This window comes from Thalassospira sp. HJ (assembly GCF_000948415.1).
Classification (GTDB): domain Bacteria; phylum Pseudomonadota; class Alphaproteobacteria; order Rhodospirillales; family Thalassospiraceae; genus Thalassospira.
Genome location: NZ_JYII01000002.1, coordinates 1 through 20,531, shown reverse-complemented (window position 1 = coordinate 20,531; position 20,531 = coordinate 1). Strand labels below are relative to the sequence as shown.

Below are 20,531 nucleotides of genomic sequence, written 5' to 3'. Positions count from 1 at the left end.
CCGAGGCCACCAACCGGTCAACGGCCATGGCCAAGTAACGATCAGGTCATTCTGACCAGACATCTGAACAAGAAACGGGGCGGATACTACATGGTATCCGCCCCGTTCTTTATTGGCGTGACTGACCGCATACACGTAACCGCAAGAATGTGAAAAACAGCGCAAGAAAGTGAAAGCCGCGCGGCATTGATTGTGGCTTATTGGCGTTACAGGATATGCCCCACATATTCGGGATTCCCTGATTGGTCCCCGCGCGCCACCAACCCGCGTGACCAGATTTGCGTCACCCTTCGTGCCACCAAATGCCTTGCACGTGCTGTTTTGAAAGCCCCGATGATGACAGCCTTTTTATTCGTGATCGTCACCGCCTGCTGGGGATTTACCTGGTATGCGATCAAACTTCAGATCGGACCGATCCCGGTCGAAATTTCGATCTTCTATCGCTTTGCGCTGGCAGCAGTTGTTCTCTGCGGCTTCCTGTTGCTGACGCGTAAATGGCGCCCGGTGCCCTGGCGCGCACATCCATGGATCGTACTGCTGGGTTGCGGGCTGTTTGGCATCAACTTTATCCTGATGTATTCGGCGACCGGCTATATCGCGAGCGGCATTGTCGCGGTCATCTTTACCACCTCGACCATTTTCAATGCGCTGGGGAACTGGGCCTTTTATGGCAACCGACCGGGTTTGCGCTTTGTCTTTGGTGCGGCATTCGGCCTGGGCGGGATTGCCTGCCTGTTTGCCAACCAGATCTATGCCCTGTCACACAATCCGCACGCCATCACCGGCATGATTTTCGCCCTGTGCGGCACGGCGGTGTTTAGCTGCGGCAACATGGTATCGGTAAAACTGCATGCCATGGGCATCCCCAACCGTGATGCGGTTGCACGCGGTATGATCTATGGCACGGTGCTGCTGTTCATCTTTGCCATGTTCAAGGGCCAGACACCGGTCATGCCAACCGATCCGATATATATCGGCGGATTGCTCTATCTCGCCATTCCGGGCTCGGTCGTGGCCTTCATTGCCTATCTGGCACTCGTCAACCGCGTTGGTGCGGGCCGCGCGGCCTATGTCACCGTCCTGTTCCCGGTGGTCGCACTTACCGTCTCAACCTTCCTTGAAGGTTATGTCTGGACACCGATTGGCGCAACTGGCCTTGCGATGGTGCTACTTGGCAACATCACGATCTTTGCCAAGTTACCGAAATTCATTGGTGTGAAAACTGAAACGGTCACAGCCAAATAGCATACTTACCCTCATACAATTTTAACAGGCGCAGAAATCCGGGTCTCTGCGCCTGTTTTGTTTCCAGAACCGCCGCCCGTTTCATGAGCAGCCCGCATAAGTATTTTCAGATTTGCCCGACTACCCGCCTTCTGACGGAACACTATATCGGTGATGACCCACCGAGTATCCGAGAAGGAGAATACCATGCGGAAGTTACTTGAAGGCAAAACAGCCATCGTTACCGGGGCCAGCAAGGGTATCGGCCTTGCCATTGCCGAACTTTATGCCGAAGAAGGAGCCAATGTCGTTCTGACCGCACGCGGCAAGGACTTGCTCGATGAAGTGGTCGAGAAAATCCGCAAGAATGGTGGCAATGCGATTGGCGTCATTGCCGACTCATCCGATCCCAAAGCCCCGGCAGACGTCTTTGCCAAGGCGATTGAGACCTATGGTCAGGTCGATATCATGGTCAATAATGCCGGGTCGGGCGACATGGTCGCGATTGAAGAAGCCACTGACGAGCACTTTGCCAAGATCGTCGAGCTGAACCTGACCGGTGTGTTCCGCTATTGCCGCGAAGCGGTCAATCACTTCCTGCCGCGCAATGAAGGACGGATCATCAATGTATCCTCGGTCAACGGCACGCTGCCGATTTGCGGCGTTGCCTATACTTCAACCAAGGGCGGGGTCAACACCATGACCAAAAACATCGCCATTCGCCTGTCGGGCACGAAAATCCGCTGCAACGCGATTGCACCGGGTGTGACCGATACCGAAGCTGCCGCCGCATGGGCCGCCGGCGAACAGGAAGGCGGCGATGTGATCGCTGGAATTCTCGGATAAATACGTCAACACCACCGTGCCGATGACTGAACCGATCGATCAGGCCTATGCTGCCCTTTACCTCGCAAGCGAGATGGGCAAGGCCGTCACCGGGCAGGTCATCCAGGTCGATAATGGTGCGTTTCTCTGAAACACATTGTGACTAACACCGACAAAAGCGGGGCCAATGTCGCCCCGCTTTTTTGTCCCCACGTTCAAGTCCGAAACTGGCGAGCAGCTTTTGCGCGATCAGCCTAACCTTCGTCCGTCACCAACTGATGGATGGAGCCGGCGATGCTGCCCCACGAAAACACCACACGTCTTTTATCGCTTGAGAACGAGATTGCCGCGCGCCCGGCAGGTCGTGGGATTGATGCCCTTCCCCATTCCCGGGCGCGCTCTACCCACACCTCACGGCCGAATGCGCCTGCCCCGCTGATGGATCGCACCAGTTGGTTGATGCTGATTGCGCTGTCGGTTCTGTGGGGTGGGTCGTTCTTCTTTACTGAAATCGCACTTGCCGATTTGCCACCGCTAACCTTGGTGCTTTGCCGGGTGTTGATTGCCACCATCGTACTGTGGTGGGTGGTGTTGCTGCGCGACGTATCGATCCCGCGGGACCCGAAATTCTGGGGTGCGATTGCTGTGATGGGGGCGCTTAACAATCTTGTACCGTTCTGCTTGATTGTCTGGAGCCAGACCCATATCACAAGCGGCCTTGCCGCAATCCTCAATGCCACCACCCCGCTTTTCACGCTTCTGATCGCCCATATCGCCACGGATAGCGAAAAGCTTTCCTTGCGCAAAGCCATCGGCGTTCTGATCGGTTTTGGCGGTGTGATCGTGATTTTCGGTGTGCCGACATCCCGCACAGAGTTTGGTCTTCTTGCCCCGGCAGCGGTTCTGTTGGCGGCGTTCAGTTATGGCTGTGCAGGGGTGTTTGGCCGTCGTTTTGCGACCACCCCGCCGATCCTGACAGCGGCCGGGATGACAAGTGCTTCAAGCCTGATGTTGCTGCCGCTTTCAATCATGATTGATCAGCCTTGGCACCTGCCCGTTCCGACAACCAGCACGATCCTTGCGGTTCTGGGCTTTGCAACGCTCAGCACAGCACTCGCCTATATCCTCTATTTCGCCATCCTCAAGCGGGCGGGCGCATCCAACCTGCTGCTGGTTACCTTCCTGATCCCGGTCAGTGCAATCTTGCTGGGTGTGGGGTTTCTTGGCGAGATCCTGATGACGCAGCATATTATCGGCATGGTCGTTATCGGGCTTGGGTTGATGGTCATTGACGGGCGGATCTTGTCCAGCCTTGGCCATCATCAGCAGCGAACATCTCGCTGACAAGGAAGACCGGAGCTTTCCGGCCTTCCTGATTGCGTCATTCATCAAAGTATCCGGCGTTTTGCATATCCTCAATTAGGCCGATTTCACGCGGCACCCAACCGAGCGTTTGCTGGGTCCGCCCGCTTGATGCGCAGCAATCGATGGCCGCGAAATGGCTAAACCATCCGAAATAATCCTTGGCCTGCTCAAGCGTCAGGGACTTGAACGGAACATCAAGTCCGACACTGATCGCATGGGCGATATCGGCGAAGGCAACACCTTCTTCGGCCACGGCATGATAAGCGGTTTGGCTACCTTTATCCTCGATGGCGAGGCGATAGGCCCGTGCCGCATCAAAGCGGTGCACGGCGGGCCAAAGGTTCTCGCCATCCTCGATACAGGCGGCAAATCCCTTTTCCCGCGCCAGGTTGATCAAAAGCGGTATAAAGCCATGATCGCCCGCCCCGTGCACTGACGGCGGCAACCGCATAACCGAGACATTCACGCCATCTGCTGCTATTTCGGCTGCCGCCTCTTCTGAAGCCTTGCGCGGGATATCTCCGCTGACCGTATCGCTTTCAACCAAAGGCCGATCAGCACGCAGAAGCGCGATACCCGATGTCACAATCATCGGGCGATCCGATCCGGCCAGAACCGCCCCCATGGCCCTGATCACGCGGCGATCCTTTTCGCAATTTTCGACATAGCGGGAAAAATCATGATCAAAGGCAGTATGGATCACCGCATTACAGGAAGCCGCCCCGCTTTGAAGTTTGCCCACGTCTTCAAGATCACCGTGAAAGGCGGTCGCCCCAAGCGCGGCAAGCTTTTCGGCCCCCGCATCAGAACGCGTCAGGCCTAATACCGAATGTCCGTGATCAAGAAGTTCCTGCACCACAGCTGATCCGACAAACCCCGTCGCACCTGTTACAAACACACGCATCGTCACTCCGTCCTTACATCACATCTGGAAAAAACCGGAACACATCATGTTCCCGTCCCAAGCACGATATCGCTTGCGATCTGGACGATCTATGCGTATCAGTCCAATATATATTTTCATTCGTCCACAGACAGGCACCCCATGGATCCGCTTTCCGATATCCTCGCCCTGCTCCGCCCGGAAAACTACCTTTCGGCCGGGTTCGACATCGGCGCGCCCTGGGCGATCCAGTTTCCCGATCAGGGGCAAAACATCAAAACGGCTGCAGTGGTAAAAGGGGACTGCTGGATTTCGGTTGAGGGCGAGAGGGAGCCGGTGCACCTACAAACCGGGGATTGCGTCTTGCTGCCACATGGCAAGGCGTTCTTGATGGCAAGCGACCTTGATGTCGCACCACTGCAAGCAGGCACCACCTTTAAACCCGCCGGGTTTGGCACCATCAAAACACTTAATGGCGGCGGGGATTGCGTGGTGGCAAGCAGCCGGTTTGGGCTGCAAGGGCCGCAGGCCGACTTGTTGCTTGCGATGTTGCCGCCACTTGTGGTTATCCGCAATCGGGATGAAAGCAACGAGTTGCGCCATTGCATCGAACGCACCATGGCCGAAATGCGCAAAAACGATCCCGGCAGCAAACTGGTTTTGCAGCATCTGGCCCATATGATGCTGATCCAGGTGTTGCGCATGTACATGAATGATGATGCCAAGGGGGTTGGCTGGTTTTTTGCCCTTGCCGACCCGCAAATCAGCAAAGCGATATCAGCAATCCATGCCGATCCGGCACAAAACTGGACGGTGGAGACCCTTGCACGATGTTCGGGCATGTCGCGGTCCGCGTTTGCCGCCCGCTTCAAGGACAAGGTCGGACAAAGCCCAATGGCTTATCTGACCCACTGGCGCATGATGCTGGCTGGCGAAAAGCTGCTGCATTCGCGCGAGCCACTTTCACAAATTTCGCTGTCACTGGGCTATGAGTCTGAAAGCGCCTTCAGCACAGCATTCAAACGGGTGATGGGTTGTGCCCCACGCGGCTATGGCAAGGAAGCCCAAAACATTCCGTCACGCGGCCTTTCATAACTCAATCCCCAAGCATCTGCTCATAAACCACCCAGTCTGAGGCATCTGTGATCTGGTCATAAAGCCTGCGGGCGGTTGCGTTGTCTTCTGCGGTGATCCAGGTCAGTTTGAACCATCCCCTGTCGCGAGCGATCTCACTCAGCTTTGTCATCAGGGCCTGCGCAACACCCGCGCTGCGGGCCTTAGGCGCGACGAAAAGATCGTCGAGATGGCCGAACCAAACACCGGTCAGGGTTTCGGGTACCGCGCGGTATTGCGCAAGGCCGACGACCTGCCCGTCCTTGACGGCCAGCAGACATTCCATGGGACCGTCGGGGTCAATGATCCAGCCCCAAGTGGTGGCAAGTGCGGCTTCAGAAACATCGCAGCCATAAAACAGCATATAGTCGCGAAACAGAGTTTCCCAGGCATCACGATCATTGCGGGTGGCGGGGCGTATTTCGATGTGATCAACCATCAATCTGCCATCTCCCAACCGATGTGATAATGGTTCGTGCCCTCTGCCTTGGCGGCATACATTGCCTGATCAGCGATATGGATCAGGGTATCAAGCGTTCTGGCATGCTCGGGATAGATCGCAATGCCAAGGCTGGCCCCGACGCGATAGCTGCCCTCGCCCAATTCCATCGGCGCGGCGATTGCGCCAAGGATCTTGTCGGCAATGCCATGGACCTCTGCATCGGTTTCAAGGTCCTCGAGAATGACGGTAAACTCATCCCCGCCGATGCGGGCGACGGTGTCAGAGGCCCGGACGGAATTCATCAAGCGCTGCCCGGTATTGATCAGAATGTGATCACCCGCGACATGGCCAAGCTCATCATTGATCTGCTTGAACCCGTCGAGATCGATAAACACCACCGCAACCCGCTTCTTGTTGCGCTTGGCGCGGTCCATCGCCTTGCGCAGCCGGTCTTCAAAAATGATCCGGTTGGGCAAGCGGGTCAGCGGGTCATGGAAGGCAAGGTCACGGATTTGATCGGTTTCGGCGCGTTCCTCGGTAATGTCGCGCACAACCCCCATCATCTTGATGGTTTGGCCCGCCTCGTTCTTGGTGACATTGCCGGTTTCACGCAGCCAGCGGATGGTGCCGTCCGGCCAAACCACGCGGTATTCCTCGTCATGATTTTCGCCGGTCTCGATGCAGCGGATTTCACCTGCGCGGACGTGCTCCTTGTCATCGGGATGCACGGCATCACAAAACAGCGAATAGGTCGGCGTTACCTCGCCCAGCTTATAGCCAAACATGCCATAAATCGCGTCAGACCAATAAAGCTCGTCGGTATCAATCCGCCAGTCCCAGGTCCCGATGCGCGCGAAATACTGGCTTTGCTTGAAGCGTTGCTCTTCCTCGGTCACCCCCGGCCGAATACGCGAAAGATCGCGGATAATCAGCACGGTTTCACTCCGGTCGGTCAGCGCCAAAAGCGTCACCGTAACCGGGAAAATCGAACCGTCCGCGCGAACCGCATCGGCCCGGTATTCGATTTGCGGCATTGCGTCGCCAGCACCGGGAAAACCCCTTAGCAGATCGGCGAGATTCCGACCTGAAACCTCCCGGCCAAACATCGCTTTGGCGGCTGCATTCAGGTGCTTAACAGAACCATCTGCACCAAGCGTCACGATACCGTCGGAAATCGTCGCCATCACGGCATCAGACAGGTCCTGACGCGCAGTTTCCCGCCTGTGCAAACGGACCGCATAGGCCGCTGCAACAACGGCAATGACGGCAAGAAACAGGGAGATAAACAAATAAACGGGGTCAGGCATCGGTGGGCGCGGGCTTCCCAAACAGAAGGGTTTCTCAGACTATAGCTATACGTTGGTAGGATGAAAAGTGTGCAAAACGATGAAGTTGAAGGAATGCATTCCTATGCACATTATGCGCATAGGAATTGACAATTTCATCGTAATGCGCATAATGCGTATATCAATAATGAAAGGGGGCCATGGATAGCAGATTAATACTCAAACGGCTGAAAGATGATGGCTGGGAAATCGTTCGTACAAAAGGCAGTCACCATCAGCTAGTGCACCCAACCAAAACGGGTCGCGTGACAGTGCCGCATCCCAAGCGGGATATCCCAAAGGGCACCGTCAAAAGCATTGAAAGGCAATCGGGTATAAAGCTGCTGTAAATGGCTTTCCGGTTCCTTACGGGAAATGGGAAACAGGATTACAACAGAATGAAACAGACCTATTGGGGTTTGGTCCACACCGACGATGACGGCAGCTTCGGGATTTCCTTTCCGGACTTCCCGGGTTGCGTCAGCGCGGCAGATACGATGACAGATTTGGTGGAGTTGGGCACAGAGGCCCTTAACTTCCATATCGAAGGCATGCATGCCGATGGCGAAGACATCCCCGCCCCCTCGCCAGTTGTCGAACTTGAAGACGGTGCCGTCGGAATTGTCGCCATTACCGCGACCATTCCGGGTAAAAAGCGCCGGATCAACCTGACACTAGACGCCAACTTGATTGATTTAATCGAGGCGAAATACGGCAAGCGGGCAGTTTCGAGCTTCCTTGAGGAAGCTGGGCGGAAGGCGCTTTAAGCGCTGCGTCCGAACTTCGGCAAATCTGGGGCAAGTTGCACAGACTGGACCAGCGAGCACGACGGCGCTGCCGGTGCATGCCAACTCCATCTTGGACTCTATGGCGGATCGTGGGCTACAACCATGCAGCCAGTTGGTCAGAAGTCGATACAGACCCGGTTATGGGACGACTGGAATTATCTGCATTAAGGATAGCTCTACTTGCTATAAAGCAAATTTAATCCTGCATTCTGCCCGGTTGATCTCCCTTCTCTCTTAACCGCCAAGCCTTTTCAGACCTCAACCATACGACATCTGTTTTACTTATCGCATTAAACTCCTTTAGGACTCCCTTATCAATTGATTGACCACCACCTTCATTATCGTAAATGAAGTCCGAGCCAAATTTACTCTCTATATCAGAGACAGCGACGTCATGATAAAGGTAGTCCCCCTGTTTCACCTGTTTATGTAGCCATTCAGCTACATCTTTAGTCGTTGCGGTTGCCATCCCCACCTTCCACTTCAATCAAGACCAAAGTTACGCCATTAAATAACTCTTTGTTTCTCTTTTTGCCTGCCCACCAACTACACCAATAATGAATATCGTCCTCTGGCTTAATTACTGCCGGAGTGTGCTGACTTTCCACCACCATTTTTGGTCCGTCTGGCAGTTGCCTAACTTGGTCACCAGCTTTGAATTTCGTCATTGCCTAGTCCCTCACTTACAGAATTGATACTGAATTAACGATACTTGCACTAACAGGAGCAATCCACCCCCCCCCATCAGAGTAGGCTGTTATTCAGGATATACTCGGGAACCGTGCAGACAGAAAACCATTCCGGCAAGTACCACTTGCACCCTGAAAAACCGGGCATTTCAGTGCTTCAGAATTTCTGGAAATTTTCTGGAGATTGACAGGGAGTGTCTGGAAGTAATTGATTTAAACGGAAACCTTTAGGCCATTTCCGGACTATATTTCCCAATTCTCGGCAAAGAAAATCCGCTACGCCATTGACTTAACAAGCTTTTCAATTGGTAGCGGAGAAACGAAACCACCAACGCAGTGCAACGGTAAAATTTCAATGCTGATTCTTGAAAATAAAAACCTCGCCAGACTTTCGTCGGCGAGGTCGCAGTCCAAAGGACTGTCTCGTTGGTAGCGGAGGAGGGACTTGAACCCCCGACACGCGGATTATGATTCCGCTGCTCTAACCAGCTGAGCTACTCCGCCACAAGCAATTTTGTGGTGTTCCGTACGGTGCGGAACGAGGCGGTTTTTAAGTCAGGGAGCCGTCCCCGTCAAGCGCCTTTTTGACGATTTTGTCAAAAAAGATTTCCGCAAATCCGCCAAACAAAACCGACGGGCGAGGATCATCTGCCCTCGCCCGTGGCTATCGGTGATCAGGCAGCGCTTGCGGTGTTGCTGATCAGCTCTTCGCGGGTGATCCAGCCACCACCAAGGACGCGTTCGCCCTGATAGAATACTCCAGCCTGCCCCGGCGCGATGCCGAACTGGGCATCGTGCAGTTCAATGCGGGCTTCACCGGATGCTTCCGGGTAAACGGTCGCGGTTGTCGGCTGCATGGCCGAGCGCAGTTTGACTTCGACCTCAACCCCGTTTTCATCAATCCCGTCGCCATCAAGCCAGTTAAGCTCGCGGACATAGACCAGTTTCTTGGCAAGTGCGGCCTTGGGGCCAACAATCACCTGACGCTTTTCCGGCGAGAGCTTGACGACATAAAGCGGTTCGGCCGTGCCACCGATATTAAGCCCACGGCGCTGCCCGACCGTGTAATGGATAAGCCCGCGATGATCGCCCAGCACATTGCCATCAAGATCAACGATCTCGCCAGGTTCGCCCGCCTCGGGACGGAGGCGTTCGACCAGACGGGCATATTTGCCATCCGGGACAAAGCAGATGTCCTGACTGTCGGGCTTATCAGCAACTTCGAGGCCGTATTTGGCGGCCAGTGCGCGGGTTTCCGCCTTGCTCATCAGATGGCCCAGCGGGAAGCGCAGGAAATCGAGCTGTTCCTGGGTCGTGGTGAACAGAAAGTAGCTTTGATCGCGGTTGGGATCGGCCGCGCGGTGCAGTTCGGCACGGCCATTGGCACCCAGTTTCCGCTGCACGTAATGGCCGGTCGCCATGCAATCAGCGCCCAGGTCATAAGACGTTTCAAGCAGATCGCGGAACTTGACGGTCTGGTTGCATTTCACGCAGGGGATCGGGGTTTCGCCGCGCATGTAGCTGTCGGCAAAATCGTCGATCACTTCTTCGCGGAAGCGTGATTCGTAATCGAGCACGTAATAGGGAATGTCGATATCCTCGGCCACCTTGCGCGCATCATAAATATCGCGCCCGGCACAACAGGATTTCGCACGGTTCGGGGCATTGGCCCCCATATCATAAAGCTGAAGCGTGATGCCCACCACGTCATAACCTTCTGATTTCAGAAGGGCCGCAACGGCAGAGCTATCAACCCCGCCCGACATGGCAACAACCACGCGGGTATCTTCCGGGGCTTTATCAAAGCCAAGAGAGTTCATTTTTCCCACCCATCTGCGGGTCAAGGCCGCAGCGACAAGAAGTTAATCCAAAAAGCTAACGGGCGGCATTTCCGCCACCCGCACGTCATCTTTCGAGCTTATATAGGCGATATCGGCCTATTTTGCCAGATCAAGTCCCATCTGCCAAAAATCGGCTTCAAGGCGGCTTGCCATCGTAAAGGTCTCGACCAGCCCTTCAAGGCGGCGATGACCGCCACGGGTTGCGGATGTATGTTCAAGCAACTCGATCTCGGCCTTTGCCACGTCCTGGAATTCATCGGACGCATACATTTCAATCCATGCCCGGTACGGATTGCCGTCAAGCTTTGTATCAGAACTTGCCATCAGGCGGTTTGCGATTTCGGCATAGCCCACCATACAGGGCATCAGGGCCACCTGCAGGTCGACCACATCACCCTGATGTCCACGATCAAGCACATAGCGGGTATAGGCAATGCATGCGCGTGCCTCGGGCTGGGCGACGATATCGGCCTCGGAAAGGCCCCAACCTTTGCAGAAGTCGAGATGCAGGCTCATTTCCATATCAAGGATGGCGTGCACGGTGCCAGAAAACTGGCGCATGGCATGCAGGTCTTCGGCCTTATAGACCGCAAGCGCATAGGCGCGCGAAAACTGGATCAGGAACAGGTAATCCTGAATGAGGTAATGCTTGAAAGCGGCTTCGGACAGCGTGCCATTGCCAAGCTGTTTGACGAAGTCATGGCAGACATAGCTTTGCCAGGCTTCGGGCGCGCAGGTGCGCAATTTGCCAAACAGGCTGTCGGCCGGGATGATGTCGGTGAAGGTGGCGGCTTTGCTCATGGTGTCCTGCCCTGCACTTTTGGTTACGGATATAAAAAGGCCAGCCTGCGGAGAAATTCCGGGCTGGCCCACTAATATCAAGTCGCATGACCGGTGGCGGGATGGGCTCCCGCCTTCGCGGGAGTGACGTTAAGTTTCGTCGTCATGCCCGCGTAGGCGGGCATCCATGCCAACCGCATCAATCAGTCTTCGCGTTCGTCGATCCAGGCCATCTGGATGGCTTCGAGAATTTTCTCGTTCGATTTCGCGGGATCGTCTTCGAACCCTTCAAGCTCGGTGACCCATTTATGCAGGTCGGTGAAGCGAAGGTTGAGGTTATCCTTGTCAGGATGGGCTTCCTCAAGCTCGATCGCGATGTCCTGAATATCTGTCCAACGCATATCCGTCTCCTTTGATGCCAAGGCGGTCAAACCGCCTGGCAGGCAGAAGGTGAAACTTACTTGTCGACCATCATGTTGCGCGTCGCAGCCGGCAGCTTGACACGCAAGCCGTCGAGCTCGTCGCTCATGATGATCTGGCAGCCAAGACGCGAGGTCTCGGTCAGGCCAAAGGCAAGATCAAGCATGTCTTCTTCGTCTTCGGACGGCTCGTCAAGTTTGTCGAACCAGTCATCTTCCAGAATGACGTGGCAGGTTGAGCAAGCCAGCGAACCTTCGCATGCGCCTTCAAGGTCAATGCCATTCTTGTGGGCAGCTTCCAGAACGGACAGGCCGTCGGCAACTTCGAATTCCTTTTCGGTGCCATCCGGCTCAACAAAAACGATCTTAGGCATCTGTGCCTTTCTCCTCGGTAATACTTTTCGTTCGATCTCTGTTTATACGAAGCAGTGCTTCGCACTTGTCCGGCCCTGACCTTGGCGGTTGTCGGGGACAATCGCCGCAGTTCGCCGGTTTGTCAATTCTACCGGTGTCGATTAATTCACTTCCTAGTTCACTTCATCGACATTTTGCCCGGCAAGTGCCTGGCGGATCCGGCTATCCATGCGGGCCTCGGCAAACGGGCGCGATGCATTTTCAAGCGCCTCGGCGGCGTCATTGATTGCATCGCGGTCCTCGCCGGCCATGGCCGTTTCAAGGTTGCCAATCGCCTGATTGATATTGGTTTCGTCTTCTGCGGTCAGTAGCGCCTTGTCCGCTGCCATCGCGGCATTGACCGCCAGAATGTTGCGGCGGGCTTCAACGCGGGCCTCGGTCAGGACGCGCATTTCCATGTCTTCGCGGGCATGCATCATGCTATCGCGCAACATGGTCGCCATATCGGTCTCATTGATGCCATAGGTCGGCTTGACCGCGACTTCCTGTTCCGTGCCGGTGGTTTCTTCACGGGCCGAGACGGTCAGAAGACCATCGGCATCGACATTGAACTGCACACGAATGCGCGCGGCCCCTGCGGCCATTGACGGAATACCGGTCAGAACAAAGCGCGCAAGCGAGCGGCACTGATCAACCATTTCACGTTCGCCCTGCACCACATGGATCATCATGGCCGACTGGCCATCCTGATAGGTGGTGAATTCCTGTGCCTTGGCGACCGGGATCGGCGTATTGCGGTCAATGACCTTTTCAACAATCCCGCCCATGGTTTCAAGCCCAAGCGACAGCGGCGTGACATCAAGCAGAAGGTTGTCAGACCCGCCGGTAAGGGCTTCGGCCTGAAGGGCCGCACCAAGGGCAACGACCTCGTCCGGGTCGATGTCAGACAGCGGTTCCTGTTCAAACAGGTCGGCGACTGCCTTGCGCACGGCCGGCACACGGGTCGAACCGCCGACCAGAACCACACCCTTGACGTCTTCGGGCAGGATATCGGCGTCATCAAGGACCTGTTCGGTGATCGCGGTCGTGCGTGCGACCAGCTTGGTGATCATCGCATCGAACTGTTCACGGGTGACGGTGTGTTTGGTTTCCGTGCCAGTGAGCGCCACGGTGACTTCGATACTGTCCTGATCGGTCAGGCTTTCCTTGACCGTGCGGGCCGCCTTCAGCAGGCGTTTGGCATCAGATGCATCCAAATCATCGGTCGCCCCGCCATCCTTGCGTTCCGCCAGAAGATGTTCGGCAATGGCGTGATCGAAATCATCACCACCAAGGGCCGCGTCACCGCCGGTTGCCTTCACCTGGAAGACGCCCTTCTGCATCTTGAGCAGCGAGATATCAAACGTTCCGCCACCAAGGTCATAAACGGCATAAAGCCCCTCTGCCCCGTTATCGAGGCCATAGGCAAGGGCAGCGGCCGTCGGTTCATTGACCAGACGCAGGACTTCGATCCCCGCAAGCTTGGCGGCATCCTTGGTCGCGGTACGTGCGCCATCATCGAAATAGGCCGGTACGGTGATCACGGCCTTTTCGACCGGCTGATCAAGGCTTTCTTCGGCGCGCGTGCGCAAGGAGCGCAGGATATCGGCAGAAACTTCGACCGGGGTCAGAACCCGTTTGCCGACATTAAGGCGCACCATCATCGGTTCGCCGTTTTCAGTCTCGGAATTTTCGGGCACTTCGACGTGATAAGGAAGCGTGCCTGCCACCGATTTAACGTCTTCAAGCCCACGGCCCATCAGGCGTTTGACCGATGACACCACGCGGCTGGCATCCGAATTGATCTGATCGCGCGCGGCCTCACCCACCACCGGGGCATCATCGCCGTAATAAACAACCGACGGCACAATCGCATTGCCACCGGATTTATCGCGCAGCACTTCGGGTTTTTCCGAGTTCGAGATCGCGACGACCGAGTTGGTCGTGCCAAGGTCGATGCCGACAGCGATCTGGCGTTCTTCCTCATGCGGGAGCGGGGTTTCGCCCGGTTCGTGGATTTTTAGCAAAGCCATCTTTACGTCCAGTCTTTTTCTATGATCAGGCAGCGGCAAGGCGCGATTTCTTCGCGCGCGCTTCCTCGGTCATTTTCATCAGGTATCTCAGGCGGGTGGCCAGCTTTTTGGCCGCGTCATAGGAATGGCCATCAAAGGCCACCTCAAGGTCCTTTTCACAGGCGCGTGCCTGTTTGCGGGTGTCCTTGATCATGGCATCGATGGTGCTTTTATCTGCGGCATCATCAAGGGCCTCGCGCATTTCCATCGCTTCCATCAGAAGTTCCGGATCATTGACCGTGTGGCCTTCGCCGCCTTCGGGTTCGTGACCGGCCTGACGGAGCATGTAATGCGCGCGTGCGACCGGGTTTTTAAGCGTCTCGAAAGCCTCGTTCAGGCTTGCGGCCTGTTGCGATGACAGGGCCTGCTCACGACCGGACTTTGAGGCAAACCGGTCGGGATGAAGCAATTGCTGCTGCTTGAGATAGGTCGCTTCCATCGCATCGACATCAACCGCAAAGGATTTTTCCAGGCCAAAGCGGGTAAAATGATCCAGCTGGCCCGGGGCCTGAATGGCGTTGCAGGTTTCGCAAAACAGTGCGCTTGCTTCGACCGGCCCCTTGCAGGACCAGCAAACCTTGTGCGCAGATTGTTCGGTGTTGCTCACGCGATGCACTTCCGAGGATTAAAAAACAAATCAGTTCAACAAGGCGAAAGCTGACCGGCATTCGGTCACATCACCCTTTTCAGGCGATGGCCCCGGCGATGTCGCCAGGGCCATAACCATTCAGAAAGCAGGGAAAGCCCGGCCTGATCAGACGTGGAAGGATTCCCCGCAACCACAACGACCTTTTTCGTTGGGGTTCCGGAAAACAAAGCCTTCTTCCATCTTGTTGACCTCGTAATCCATCTCTGTGCCAAGCACGAACATGATGGCTTTCGGGTCGATCAGGATGCGCACGCCGTCTTCAAGCTCGACAACTTCTTCGAAGCCATCGGCACCATCCGCATATTCCAGCGTGTAGGACAGGCCCGAGCACCCTTTGCTGCGCACACCAAGCCGGATGCCGTGTGACGGTTTCCCGCGGCTATCAAGCAGTGCCTTGATGTGATCAAGGGCAACCGGTGTGACAGAAATCGGTGACGGTAGAGCCATTGTATTCTCCCAAAATTCCGAAAACGGTGGGGAGTGGGCGCTGCTTATTCAGCAGCGTCCACGTCCGCTGCGCCGTTTTTGGTTTTATAGTCGCTGATTGCAGCCTTGATCGCGTCTTCGGCCAGGATCGAGCAGTGAACCTTAACCGGCGGAAGTGCGAGTTCTTCGGCAATCTGCGAGTTCTTGATCGAACCGGCTTCGTCAAGCGACTTGCCCTTGACCCATTCGGTGATCAGCGAGCTCGACGCAATTGCCGAACCGCAACCAAAGGTCTTGAACTTCGCATCTTCAATGATGCCTTCCGGGGTCACCTTGATCTGCAGCTTCATAACGTCGCCGCAAGCAGGTGCGCCAACAAGGCCGGTACCGACAGAAGATTCGTTCTTGTCCATGGAACCGACGTTGCGCGGGTTTTCGTAATGGTCGATCAGTTTTTCACTATAAGCCATGGTTCTTCTCCAATAATCTTTTGGTCTCTCTCACGAGACGATGACGTTAATTCAGGCGCTTCTTAGTGCTCAGCCCATTCAATCGACTTGATGTCGATGCCTTCCTGGGCCATTTCCCAAAGCGGGCTCATCTCGCGAAGGCGCTCAACGGCAGTGCAGATCGCGTCTACCGCTTCGTCGAGTTCTTCCTTGGTGGTGTAGCGGCCAATGCCAATACGCAGCGAGGTGTGTGCGAGTTCCTCGTCAACACCAAGAGCACGCAGAACATAAGACGGTTCCAGCGACGCCGAGGTGCAGGCAGAGCCCGAAGATACGGCGATATTCTTGATGTCCATCAGAAGGCTTTCACCTTCGACATAGGCAAACGAGATGTTCAGGTTGCCGCAAACACGTTCATGTTCGTCACCATTGACATAGATATCTTCAAGACGGTCACGGAAACGCTGAAGCGTGTAGTCACGCAGTTTCTCGATGCGGGCGTTTTCTTCGGCCATTTCATTCGACAGAATGTCACACGCCTTGCCAAGACCCACGATCAGCGGGGTCGGCAGCGTACCCGAACGCATGCCGCGCTCCTGACCACCACCGGTGATCTGTGCAATCACACGCACACGCGGACGACGGCGAACATAAAGAGCACCAACGCCTTTCGGACCATAGATCTTGTGACCAGAAATCGACATCAGGTCGATTTTCATGTCATCAACATCAAGGTCGATCTTGCCAACCGCCTGCGCACAGTCGGTGTGGAAGAAGACTTTGCGTTCACGGCAGATTTCACCGATTTCCTTGAGCGGCTGAATAACACCGATTTCGTTGTTCACACCCATGACAGACACAAGGGCGGTTTCGTCGGTGATGGCAGCCTTGAGTTCTTCAAGGTCGATCAGGCCGTTTTCCTTAACGCCAAGATAGGTCACTTTGTAACCTTCCTGCTCAAGGTGGCGGGCACTGTCGAGCACGCATTTATGTTCGGTCACGACCGTGATCAGATGCGGCTTCTTCTTGCCGTAGAACTTCATCACGCCCTTGAGTGCAAGGTTGTTTGACTCAGTCGCACCCGAGGTAAAGATGATTTCTTTGGCCGATGCGCCGATGATCTTGGCAACCTGGCCACGTGCCACTTCGACCGCGTCTTCCGCTTCCCAGCCAAAGCTGTGGTTGCGCGAATGCGGGTTACCGAATTTCTCGGTGAAATACGGCAGCATTGCCTCGACAACCCGCGGGTCGGTCGGCGTCGTCGCCTGGTAGTCCAGATAGATCGGCTTTGCTTTAAGCTCGTTCATTTTAAAGGCTTCCTCACTCACTCTTTCTCAGGCAGCGTGACGCGCTTTCTTACGCGCTGCGTTACCCCTCATCCGGCTCCAAACTCGGACAAATGTATCAACATCTTCGTTGGTGCTTTCCAGACCAAGGCTCACCCGAATGGCCGAGCCCGGTTCGTCAACACCCATTTCCTTAAGCACGTGGCTTTCACGTACCTTGCCTGATGAACAGGCTGATCCCGAACTGATGGCCACACCTGCCAGATCCAGTGCCATGACCTGGGTTTCCCCGGGCATTCCTGGCAGGATCAGGCAACTTGTATTCACCAGTCGCTCCGTTCCCTTACCGGCAATCAGAAGCTCAGGCGCCTCTGATGCCAATTCCGTTTCAAGGCGATCGCGCAATTTCGCGACATCCGCCATTTTTGCCATGTTGGCTTCAGAACGTTTGGCCGCGGCCTCAAAGCCTGCGATCCCGATAACGTTTTCCGTGCCACCACGGCGGTATTTTTCCTGCCCGCCGCCCCTAATCTGGGGGACCAGCATCACACCCGGCGCAATCGCCAGTGCACCAACACCTTTCGGACCGCCGATCTTATGGGCCGAGATCGACACCATATCAACCAACAAGCGGCCCATATCCACCGGCAAACGGCCCAACGCCTGAACGGCATCACAATGGACTTTGGCACCATATTCACGGGCCAGCAGACCGACCTTGGCGACCGGCTGAATGACGCCGGTTTCGTTGTTGGCCAGCATGACCGACACCAGAACCTTCTGCCCCGCGTCAGATGCGTCTTTGAGCATCGCTTCAAGGGCGGCCAGATCAGTCACGCCATTGGCATCCACCGGGATGCGTTTGGCGTCGGGTCTTGCTTCGATCACCGAAGGATGTTCGACCGCACTGGTAAATACGGTGACATCTTCCAAACCGTTCAGCGCCAGATTGTTGGCCTCTGTCCCGCCGCTGGTGAAAACGATCCGTTCTGAATCGCCGCCCACCAGATCGGCAATGGTGCGACGTGCATGATCAACGATCTTGCGGGCCGCACGGCCACTGGCATGAACCGAAGACGGATTACCTGCAACATCCATCGCAGCGAGCATGGCCTGCTTTGCTTCATCGCAAAGCGGCGCGCTGGCGTTGTAGTCGAGATAAACCTGGTCGGCCATCAGTTTAAAATCATCCTTATTCGCATCTGCCCTCGATATAGAGGAGCATTTACTGTGCCGCAACCTGTGACGGCTCTTCAATTTGGGTTGTTTTACCCGGGAAAGTCCGAAGCGTGCCGGCAACATTGCGATCCACGACATCGGCCAAGCTTACAGAGGCCAGATACAAGTAAATCTGGTTGCCAAGCTCTTCCCAAAGTTCGTGGGTCTGACAGCGGCCGCGATTGGCCTTGCAGCCCTTGGGGGATCCGGACTTGCAACGGGTTGCACGGATCGGTTCATCAACAGCCAGAATGACATCGGCAACACGGGTTTCCGTGGCATTGCGCGCCAGCAGATAACCACCACCCGGGCCGCGCACTGAACGGACCAGACCGCCCTTGCGCAATTTGCCAAACAGCTGTTCAAGATATGAAAGTGAAATTTCCTGGCGGTCCGCAATATCTGCAAGTGCGACCGGTCGGTCCTTGCTGCTTTCAGCGAGATCGACCATCGCCATAACGGCATAGCGGCCTTTGGTACTCAGCTTCACGGTGCGTCCTCCTGCCTTGCTTTCGGGTTACCCCACAAGCGGGCTTTTTCGTTCACATTGCGCGATGAATGCGCAAATTCTATTCCGATGATGCGACGATGCGCGGTTTCTCGGGCGTGCTGTCTTCGCCGGCCTTTTCGGCCTCAAGCGCAACAACCTTGTCGCGCAGCGTCTGAACTTCACGGCCGAGTTCATCAAGGGCACGTGCCACCGGATCTGGCAGATCGCCAAGCGGCGTACCATACGCGCAGAACCGGTCATCCTGTTCGCGGCGAACCATCTTGGCCGGGATACCGACCACAGTGGCCCCTTCAGGCACTTCACCCAGAACAACAGCATTGCCGCCGACACGGGCATTCTTGCGCACGGTGAACGGGCCAAGAATTTGCGCGCCAGACCCGACAATCACACCGTCCTCAAGGGTCGGGTGACGTTTCAGGCCACGCTGGCCGTCACTATTCACACTGGGCGACGTCCCGCCAAGGGTAACCCCTTGATAAAGGGTCACATCATCGCCGATCTCGGCCGTCTCGCCGATCACGACACCCATGCCATGGTCAATAAAGAAGCGTTTGCCGATCTTGGCACCCGGGTGAATTTCAATCCCGGTCAGCCAGCGCAAAATCTGCGACAGGAAACGCGCTGTCAGGCGGAAACCGCGCTGCCACAGCCAATGTGTCCCGCGATAGCCCATGATCGCATGAAACGCCGGATAGCTGATCACGACTTCCCAACGGGATCGCGCCGCAGGGTCACGGGCAATCATCGCGTCAATTTCCTGACGAATTAGCTTGAACATGGGGCAGTCCACTGTGTAATTAGTACCTTCGATTCCCGGCAACCGCACCTACCCCCGGCCTCGCGCATTTCGCGAAACGGGTGAGACAGGCACCAACGGGTTAGCCGGAATATAGGATAACCGAGTAACTTGGTCAAGTATTTGCCCAGCGCAATTTATGCACAAAGTCGAAAAAACTTACAAAAACACTCGGATATTTTTGTTGCACACATCTTTCCATTCGTGGACAGGAGCAGTCTGATCCATGCCTGAGGTCATTTTTAACGGCCCCGAAGGTCGCCTTGAAGGTCGCTACCATCATAACGGCGCTGACGATTCGCCCATCGCACTCATCCTCCATCCGAACCCGCAGCAGGGTGGCACAATGAATAACAAATTGTGCTTCAACATGTTCAACATGTTCAAGGATCGCGGCTATTCCGTCATGCGGTTCAACTTCCGTGGCGTCGGCCGTTCGCAGGGCGTGTTTGATCAGGGCATCGGCGAACTGTCGGATGCGGCATCCGCCCTTGACTGGATGCAGACCTATAATGCCAATGCGCGCGCCACCTGGGTTGCCGGTTATTCGTTCGGTTCCTGGATCGCCATGCAGCTTCTGATGCGTCGTCCGGAAATTGACGGCTTCATTTCTGTTGCCGCCCCGGCAAGCGAGCAGGACTTCACGTTCCTCGCCCCCTGCCCGTCATCCGGCATTCTGATCCACGGCACCCAGGACACCAACATTCCGGTCGCATCCGTCAACAAGCTTGCAGACAAGCTCAATGCCCAGAAAGGCATCGAAGTTGACATGTGCGCGATTGACGGTGCCGATCACTATTTTGCCAAACAGCAAGATGAAGTGATCAAGCAATCGGCAGCCTATCTCGACAAGCGCGGCGCCTAAGAGCTGCCAGCTTGCAAAAGCCAAACGAAAGGCCGCCTGATCAGGCGGCCTTATACATTGAGAGGCACGAACATTTGCTATGATGTTCGTGCCTCTTTTCACTTGGGAGCCTGCGTATACGCAGGCTCCCGGATCCGTGAGGTGTTGATGCGGCCTTGGACTTTTACGTCCG

The 20,531-nt window shown here is 55.7% G+C and carries 25 protein-coding genes and 1 tRNA gene; 8 read left to right on the top strand and 18 right to left on the bottom strand.

Going from position 1 to position 20,531, the window contains the following annotated elements; all coding sequences use genetic code 11:
* The first annotated feature begins 336 nt into the window (after positions 1 to 336).
* The 4 genes from UF64_RS00200 to UF64_RS00190 all read left to right on the top strand — a co-directional run bounded on the left by UF64_RS00200 (position 337) and on the right by UF64_RS00190 (position 3,393).
* The gene (locus UF64_RS00200) at positions 337 to 1,245 is read left to right on the top strand and encodes a DMT family transporter (RefSeq protein ID WP_044826685.1); all 909 of its coding nucleotides are present in this window, start codon (positions 337 to 339) and stop codon (positions 1,243 to 1,245) included.
* Positions 1,246 to 1,431: 186 nt separating this feature from the next.
* Positions 1,432 to 2,070: an SDR family NAD(P)-dependent oxidoreductase gene (locus tag UF64_RS00195; RefSeq protein ID WP_200892618.1), complete on the top strand. Its 639-nt coding sequence runs from the start codon at positions 1,432 to 1,434 to the stop codon at positions 2,068 to 2,070.
* Between the two features lie 22 nt (positions 2,071 to 2,092).
* Entirely contained in the window at positions 2,093 to 2,200 is a 108-nt protein-coding gene (locus UF64_RS20825; RefSeq protein ID WP_235284910.1) for an SDR family oxidoreductase, read from the top strand.
* Positions 2,201 to 2,343: 143 nt separating this feature from the next.
* The gene (locus tag UF64_RS00190) at positions 2,344 to 3,393 is read left to right on the top strand and encodes a DMT family transporter (protein ID WP_082049393.1); all 1,050 of its coding nucleotides are present in this window, start codon (positions 2,344 to 2,346) and stop codon (positions 3,391 to 3,393) included.
* 37 nt (positions 3,394 to 3,430) lie between these two features.
* On the opposite strand, the gene UF64_RS00185 is transcribed toward UF64_RS00190, so the two are convergent.
* Positions 3,431 to 4,318, bottom strand: a complete 888-nt coding sequence (locus tag UF64_RS00185) for an SDR family oxidoreductase (RefSeq protein WP_044826610.1) — start codon at positions 4,316 to 4,318, stop codon at positions 3,431 to 3,433.
* 141 nt (positions 4,319 to 4,459) lie between these two features.
* Here UF64_RS00185 and UF64_RS00180 point away from each other — a divergent pair, with 141 nt between their 5' ends.
* Positions 4,460 to 5,392, top strand: a complete 933-nt coding sequence (locus UF64_RS00180) for an AraC family transcriptional regulator (RefSeq protein WP_044826609.1) — start codon at positions 4,460 to 4,462, stop codon at positions 5,390 to 5,392.
* Position 5,393: 1 nt separating this feature from the next.
* Here the strand turns inward: UF64_RS00180 and UF64_RS00175 are convergent, their stop codons facing one another.
* Together UF64_RS00175 and UF64_RS00170 are read right to left on the bottom strand one after the other, a co-directional pair.
* On the bottom strand, positions 5,394 to 5,849 hold the full coding sequence (locus UF64_RS00175) for a GNAT family N-acetyltransferase (RefSeq protein WP_044826608.1): 456 nt from the start codon (positions 5,847 to 5,849) through the stop codon (positions 5,394 to 5,396).
* Positions 5,849 to 7,159 (bottom strand): diguanylate cyclase domain-containing protein, encoded by a 1,311-nt coding sequence (locus tag UF64_RS00170; RefSeq protein WP_152630563.1) that lies wholly within the window; start codon positions 7,157 to 7,159, stop codon positions 5,849 to 5,851. The genes UF64_RS00175 and UF64_RS00170 overlap by 1 nt, the downstream gene beginning before the upstream one ends.
* Before the next feature lie 179 nt (positions 7,160 to 7,338).
* Between UF64_RS00170 and UF64_RS19825 the strand changes: the two genes are divergently transcribed.
* Together UF64_RS19825 and UF64_RS00165 are read left to right on the top strand one after the other, a co-directional pair.
* Positions 7,339 to 7,527, top strand: coding sequence for a type II toxin-antitoxin system HicA family toxin (locus tag UF64_RS19825; RefSeq protein WP_082049360.1), 189 nt, complete (start codon positions 7,339 to 7,341; stop codon positions 7,525 to 7,527).
* Positions 7,528 to 7,575: 48 nt separating this feature from the next.
* Positions 7,576 to 7,944, top strand: coding sequence for a type II toxin-antitoxin system HicB family antitoxin (locus UF64_RS00165; RefSeq protein ID WP_044826607.1), 369 nt, complete (start codon positions 7,576 to 7,578; stop codon positions 7,942 to 7,944).
* A 217-nt stretch (positions 7,945 to 8,161) separates the two neighbouring features.
* On the opposite strand, the gene UF64_RS00160 is transcribed toward UF64_RS00165, so the two are convergent.
* The 15 genes from UF64_RS00160 to cysE form a co-directional block, all read right to left on the bottom strand.
* Positions 8,162 to 8,434 (bottom strand): hypothetical protein, encoded by a 273-nt coding sequence (locus UF64_RS00160; protein ID WP_052657386.1) that lies wholly within the window; start codon positions 8,432 to 8,434, stop codon positions 8,162 to 8,164.
* Complete coding sequence (locus tag UF64_RS00155; protein WP_044826606.1) at positions 8,415 to 8,633, bottom strand: hypothetical protein; 219 nt, start codon at positions 8,631 to 8,633, stop codon at positions 8,415 to 8,417. The genes UF64_RS00160 and UF64_RS00155 overlap by 20 nt, the downstream gene beginning before the upstream one ends.
* A gap of 448 nt (positions 8,634 to 9,081) precedes the next feature.
* Positions 9,082 to 9,158: transfer RNA gene (locus UF64_RS00150), tRNA-Met, on the bottom strand.
* Positions 9,159 to 9,328: 170 nt separating this feature from the next.
* The gene (gene mnmA, locus UF64_RS00145) at positions 9,329 to 10,474 is read right to left on the bottom strand and encodes a tRNA 2-thiouridine(34) synthase MnmA (protein WP_044826605.1); all 1,146 of its coding nucleotides are present in this window, start codon (positions 10,472 to 10,474) and stop codon (positions 9,329 to 9,331) included.
* A gap of 117 nt (positions 10,475 to 10,591) precedes the next feature.
* Positions 10,592 to 11,296, bottom strand: coding sequence for a thiaminase II (gene tenA / locus UF64_RS00140; RefSeq protein ID WP_044826604.1), 705 nt, complete (start codon positions 11,294 to 11,296; stop codon positions 10,592 to 10,594).
* Between the two features lie 182 nt (positions 11,297 to 11,478).
* Entirely contained in the window at positions 11,479 to 11,676 is a 198-nt protein-coding gene (gene iscX / locus UF64_RS00135; RefSeq protein WP_044826680.1) for a Fe-S cluster assembly protein IscX, read from the bottom strand.
* Positions 11,677 to 11,732: 56 nt separating this feature from the next.
* A complete protein-coding gene (locus tag UF64_RS00130) occupies positions 11,733 to 12,068 on the bottom strand; it encodes a ferredoxin family 2Fe-2S iron-sulfur cluster binding protein (RefSeq protein WP_044826603.1) in 336 nt (111 codons plus the stop codon).
* A gap of 153 nt (positions 12,069 to 12,221) precedes the next feature.
* A complete protein-coding gene (hscA, locus tag UF64_RS00125) occupies positions 12,222 to 14,120 on the bottom strand; it encodes a Fe-S protein assembly chaperone HscA (protein WP_044826602.1) in 1,899 nt (632 codons plus the stop codon).
* Between the two features lie 25 nt (positions 14,121 to 14,145).
* Positions 14,146 to 14,766 (bottom strand): Fe-S protein assembly co-chaperone HscB, encoded by a 621-nt coding sequence (hscB, locus tag UF64_RS00120; protein WP_044826601.1) that lies wholly within the window; start codon positions 14,764 to 14,766, stop codon positions 14,146 to 14,148.
* 147 nt (positions 14,767 to 14,913) lie between these two features.
* Entirely contained in the window at positions 14,914 to 15,255 is a 342-nt protein-coding gene (locus UF64_RS00115; protein WP_044826600.1) for an iron-sulfur cluster assembly accessory protein, read from the bottom strand.
* 44 nt (positions 15,256 to 15,299) lie between these two features.
* The gene (iscU, locus tag UF64_RS00110; RefSeq protein WP_044826599.1) at positions 15,300 to 15,704 is read right to left on the bottom strand and encodes a Fe-S cluster assembly scaffold IscU; all 405 of its coding nucleotides are present in this window, start codon (positions 15,702 to 15,704) and stop codon (positions 15,300 to 15,302) included.
* Positions 15,705 to 15,766: 62 nt separating this feature from the next.
* Positions 15,767 to 16,990: an IscS subfamily cysteine desulfurase gene (locus UF64_RS00105; RefSeq protein WP_044826598.1), complete on the bottom strand. Its 1,224-nt coding sequence runs from the start codon at positions 16,988 to 16,990 to the stop codon at positions 15,767 to 15,769.
* Positions 16,991 to 17,017: 27 nt separating this feature from the next.
* Entirely contained in the window at positions 17,018 to 18,145 is a 1,128-nt protein-coding gene (locus UF64_RS00100; RefSeq protein WP_044826597.1) for a cysteine desulfurase family protein, read from the bottom strand.
* Positions 18,146 to 18,194: 49 nt separating this feature from the next.
* A complete protein-coding gene (locus tag UF64_RS00095; protein ID WP_044826596.1) occupies positions 18,195 to 18,677 on the bottom strand; it encodes an Rrf2 family transcriptional regulator in 483 nt (160 codons plus the stop codon).
* Positions 18,678 to 18,756: 79 nt separating this feature from the next.
* Positions 18,757 to 19,476 (bottom strand): serine O-acetyltransferase, encoded by a 720-nt coding sequence (cysE, locus tag UF64_RS00090; protein ID WP_044826595.1) that lies wholly within the window; start codon positions 19,474 to 19,476, stop codon positions 18,757 to 18,759.
* Between the two features lie 244 nt (positions 19,477 to 19,720).
* Here cysE and UF64_RS00085 point away from each other — a divergent pair, with 244 nt between their 5' ends.
* Positions 19,721 to 20,359, top strand: coding sequence for an alpha/beta hydrolase (locus UF64_RS00085; protein WP_044826594.1), 639 nt, complete (start codon positions 19,721 to 19,723; stop codon positions 20,357 to 20,359).
* Positions 20,360 to 20,531: the final 172 nt, after the last annotated feature.